Source organism: Mesorhizobium sp. M5C.F.Ca.IN.020.29.1.1 (genome assembly GCF_003997375.1).
GTDB lineage: Bacteria > Pseudomonadota > Alphaproteobacteria > Rhizobiales > Rhizobiaceae > Mesorhizobium > Mesorhizobium wenxiniae.
On sequence record NZ_RZSW01000536.1, the window covers coordinates 1 to 4,270 of the forward strand.

General features: G+C 62.2%; 4 protein-coding genes and 1 pseudogene. 3 read left to right on the forward strand and 2 right to left on the reverse strand.

The window, feature by feature from the left end; genetic code table 11:
• Positions 1–207 precede the first annotated feature (207 nt).
• Both EOA85_RS29010 and hemB read right to left on the reverse strand, forming a co-directional pair.
• Complete coding sequence (locus tag EOA85_RS29010) at positions 208–852, reverse strand: dihydrofolate reductase family protein (protein WP_127212045.1); 645 nt, start codon at positions 850–852, stop codon at positions 208–210.
• A 218-nt stretch (positions 853–1,070) separates the two neighbouring features.
• The gene (hemB, locus tag EOA85_RS29015) at positions 1,071–2,102 is read right to left on the reverse strand and encodes a porphobilinogen synthase (RefSeq protein ID WP_065008043.1); all 1,032 of its coding nucleotides are present in this window, start codon (positions 2,100–2,102) and stop codon (positions 1,071–1,073) included.
• Between the two features lie 207 nt (positions 2,103–2,309).
• On the opposite strand from hemB, the gene EOA85_RS29020 reads away from it, so the two are divergent.
• The 3 genes and pseudogenes from EOA85_RS29020 to EOA85_RS29030 form a co-directional block, all read left to right on the forward strand.
• Positions 2,310–3,353, forward strand: coding sequence for an enoyl-CoA hydratase/isomerase family protein (locus tag EOA85_RS29020; protein ID WP_127212046.1), 1,044 nt, complete (start codon positions 2,310–2,312; stop codon positions 3,351–3,353).
• Entirely contained in the window at positions 3,350–3,772 is a 423-nt protein-coding gene (locus EOA85_RS29025; RefSeq protein ID WP_127212047.1) for a DUF6163 family protein, read from the forward strand. Before EOA85_RS29020 ends, EOA85_RS29025 begins: the two co-directional genes overlap by 4 nt.
• Before the next feature lie 255 nt (positions 3,773–4,027).
• Positions 4,028–4,270 (forward strand): annotated as a pseudogene (locus tag EOA85_RS29030) (MarR family transcriptional regulator); the annotation flags it as partial.

The following is a 4,270-nucleotide window of genomic DNA, read 5'->3' on the forward strand; positions in this document are numbered from 1 at the left end:
GTATACCGGGAGAAGGTGCCGGCAGGCGGATGAGGGGCGGCGCCGACCTCGGCAGTTGAACCCGGCCAAGTTACTGCGTGGGCCAAGCTCATTCTGACGCAATCTTCGATCGATCGCGCCGCCCCTCTTTGCACTGCCGGGCATTTCTCCCGTATAGTGACGGGGAGAAATGGGCTTTCGCCAATCACCAACGTTGCAGAAGTGCCGCTAAGCCCGCTTGATGATGACGTGCGTGGCAAGCGGCGTCGCCACCTGTTCGGTGCACTGATAGCCGAGCTTGAGCATGTCGAGGCCGGCAAAAAGGTTCTCACCCTTGCCGAGCAGCAGCGGCGACACCGCCAGGTGCATCTCGTCAATCAGCTTCTCCTGCAGATATTGCCGGATGGTGGCGACGCCGCCGCCGACCCGAACATCCTTGCCGCCGGCCGCCGCCTTCGCCTGTTCCAGCGCCGAGTGGATGCCGTCGGTGACGAAATAGAAAGTCGTGCCGCCTTCCATCACAATAGGGTCGCGTGGATGGTGGGTCAGCACAAAGACCGGTACGTGGTATGGTGGATTGTCGCCCCACCAGCCTTTCCAGTTCTCGTCAGGCCATTCGCCGCGGATCGGGCCGAACATGTTGCGGCCCAGGATCCAGGCGCCGACATTTTCGAAGCTGCGCACGGTGAACGCCTCGTCGGTATCCATGGTGCCGCCCTCCTTGCCAACCATCTGACGAAATGTGCGGGTGCCGACCATCCATTTGTGCAGATCTTCTCCGCCGACACCGAGAGGATTGCTGAGATCCTGGTCAGGACCGGCGCCGAAGCCGTCGATCGACAGGGTGAAAGCGTTGACGCGAAGTTTGGACATGAGAGCCTCCTCGATAACCAGTTGCATTATGCAATCAGTTATTGGTAGCTTAACTGATTGCGATTTGCAAGCGGTGTTTGGAACACGGCAAGGCGAAAGCGAAGGGCCAGGCGACTCGCGCTGCGTTTTACCGGCCGGAAACTGAAATTGTCCTGTATGTCGAAGCGGATCGCCGGCTATTGTTCGCGCCGCGAACCCATGTTCGGCTGAAGGGGATGCTACCCCTCCAGCATCGCCGCCACTTCGGGCGCAAAATAGGTGAGGATGCCGTCGCAGCCGGCGCGCTTGAAGGCTAGCAGCGATTCCAACATCGCCTTGTCGCCGTCGATCCAGCCATTGGCGGCAGCCGCCTTGATCATCGAATATTCGCCCGACACCTGATAGGCGAAGGTCGGCATCCGGAATTCGTCCTTCAGCCTGCGGATGATGTCGAGATAGGGCAGGCCGGGCTTGACCATCAGCATGTCGGCGCCCTCGGCGAGGTCCTGCTCGGCCTCGCGCACGGCCTCGTCGGAATTGGCGTGGTCGAGATAGTAGGTCTTCTTGTCGCCCTTGAGCAGGCCGGCGGTGCCGACCGCCTCGCGATAGGGCCCGTAGAAAGCGGAGGCGAATTTCGTCGCGTAGGACATGATCGCCACATCCTGAAAACCATTGGCGTCGAGCGCGTCGCGGATGGCGCCGATGCGGCCGTCCATCATGTCGGAAGGGGCAATGATATCGGCGCCGGCCGCCGCCTGGATGACGGCAGCCGCAGTGACCTGCTCCACGGTCTGGTCGTTGACGATGATGCCGTCGCGCAAGATGCCGTCGTGGCCGTGCGAGGTGAAGGGATCGAGCGCTGCGTCGGTGATGATGCCGATCTCTGGCACCGCGTGTTTGATAGCGCGCGTGGCGCGGTTGATGATGTTTTCCGGATCGAGGATATGCGAGCCGGTCTGGTCGCGCAGGCCGAGCGCGACATTCGGGAAGGTGGCGATCGCCGGAATGCCGAGCTTTGCCGCGCGCTCGGCCTCCTTGACGGCAAGGTCGAGCGACAGGCGGAAGACGCCGGGCATGGCCGCGATCGGTTCGCGGATATTCTTCCCATCGACGACGAAGATCGGCCAGATCAGGTCGTCGACGGAGAGCCGGTTCTCCTGGACGAGGCGGCGCGACCAGTCGGCCTTGCGCATGCGGCGCAAACGGCGGCTGCCGGTGATCTCGTCGACGCTGCGCGCGCCGGCAGGCTTTGCTGGGGTGAATTTGTTCATCGCGAAAACTCCGGGATCGGCAGCTTTTACCACGAGCTTCCGCCGCTGACCAATGCGCCACGATTGTGCCAGGCTGGCATTACCTGGATATCGGTATACCAAATCCGGCTGACCGTTACAGGACAGGATTGACCTTGGCATTGACGCACCCATGCGCCACGCTTTAGCACTTCAGTCCCGGCGGCGCAGGGGAGGGAATGTCAGGCGATGGATTTTGGCGGCAGCGACGAGATCCGCTTCGAACGATTGGACAGGGCCCGCATCGTCACGCTGACGCGGCCGCAAGCGCTCAATGCCGTCACCCACCGCATGGTCAAGGCGCTCGACAAGGCGCTGCGCGCCTGGGAGCGGGACGACGGCGTCGACGTCGTCGCCGTCAAGGCCGAGGGCAGGGCGTTTTCGGCCGGCGGCGACATCCTCCACATCTACGAGGCCGGCCGGGCGGGAAAGCCGCCGGTCGATTTCTTCGCCGACGAATACCGGCTGAACGCCCGCATCGCGCGGTTCAAAAAACCCTATGTCGCCCTGATCGACGGCATCGTCATGGGCGGCGGCGTCGGCATCTCGTTCCACGGTTCGCATCGGGTGCTAACCGAAAACGCCCAATTCGCCATGCCGGAAGTCGGCATCGGCTTTTTCCCGGATGTCGGCGCCAGTCATCTCCTGCCGAACCTTGGCGGCAGTTTCGGCATGTATCTGGCCCTGACCGGAAACCGCATCCGCTATGGCGACGCTTTGTGGTCGGGCCTGGCGACGCATACGATCAAGGCGCAGGACCAGGCCGGTTTTCTCGACCGGCTGGTCGCGACCGGCGACCCGGAATCGGCGCTGCGCGGCTTTTCCGTCCCGGCCCGCCGCGAGACTGACAGTCAGACGCTGGAAGCGATCGCCCGGCATTTCGCGCAAGCGTCGCTGGGTGACGTCATCGGCAGCCTGGAGCGCGCCGCACCCGCCGATGCGTTCGCGGCAAAGACGCTGGCGACGATCCGCACCCGCTCGCCGACCAGTCTGCATGTCGCCTGGCGCGAGATCAACCACGGGCTGACGCTATCGATGGACGAGTGCATGCGGATGGAATTCCGCATCCTCAACCGCATGCTTGCCGGCCACGATTTCTACGAAGGCATCCGCGCTGCCATCATCGACAAGGGCTCGACGCCGCAATGGCAGCCGGCAGGCATCGACGACGTCAGTGCTGCCGAGGTCGATGCCTATTTTGCTCCGCTCGGCGAACGGGAACTCGAGCTGTGAGCGACGTCACGTCGAGACGCGTCGTGCTCCAGCCCTCGACGGTCGAGGTCATCTTCGCCTGGTTCCAGCGCGTCATATCGGGCTACTGCCTGTTGTTCGGGATTTTGTACTGGATCCGGCTGATCGGCTTCTATCCCGGCTCGTTGTGGCGCTTCGACCTGATGCCGGTGCATTGGCAGGTGGCGGCGGTGACGCTCGCCGTCTTCTTCCCCTTCGCCGCCGCCGGTCTGTGGATGCTGGCCTCCTGGGGGCCGGTGATCTGGTTCATCTGCGCGGCGACCGAGATCGTCATGTATGCCGGCTTTCCCGAGCTCTTCGGCCACCGGCCGCTGATCCTCGCCTCGCATGCGGCGGTGGCGCTGCTCTACATCGTCTTTCGCGTGGTGATCTGGATGCAGAAGCGCCAGAGCCGGCAATAGAGCATCGGACCGACACTCAACAAGAATAGCGCCGCGCGTCCCATTGGACGTGCAAATTTCGCCCGGAATCATTGGCTAAATCTTTAGGTTAATCATCCTTGTTCGGGTGACCCTTCGTTAAGCCTCTTTCGAAACCTCTTACCGGTAAGCTCTTGTTAGCCCTAGCGTTTAAGTCGAATTTTATGAGTATTCGATAGTGTCGCGATCAAGGTGAAAAACAAAAAATCACCAGGCGACAAACGAGAGGCAAAGACAATGATCAATTCCCGTCCGGCGGCGAAGACCGCCAACGTATCCGATGACCGCCGCGAGGCAATCCGTTCGCTGTACATGGAATCGCTGCAGCTGGTGGAGCGGCTGCACCGCCGTCTGCTTGACGTGATCAAGGACGAATTCGACCGCAACGGCCGTTCCGACATCAACGCCATCCAGGCGCTGCTGCTCTTCAACATCGGCAATTCGGAGCTGACCGCCGGCGAACTGCGCTCGCGCGGCTAC

Excerpts from the sequence above, each read along its gene's own strand:
- hemB (WP_065008043.1), bottom strand. The coding sequence starts at position 2,102 with ATGAACAAATTCACCCCAGCAAAGCCTGCCGGCGCGCGCAGCGTCGAC.
- EOA85_RS29010 (WP_127212045.1), bottom strand. The coding sequence starts at position 852 with ATGTCCAAACTTCGCGTCAACGCTTTCACCCTGTCGATCGACGGCTTC.
- EOA85_RS29020 (WP_127212046.1), top strand. The coding sequence starts at position 2,310 with ATGGATTTTGGCGGCAGCGACGAGATCCGCTTCGAACGATTGGACAGG.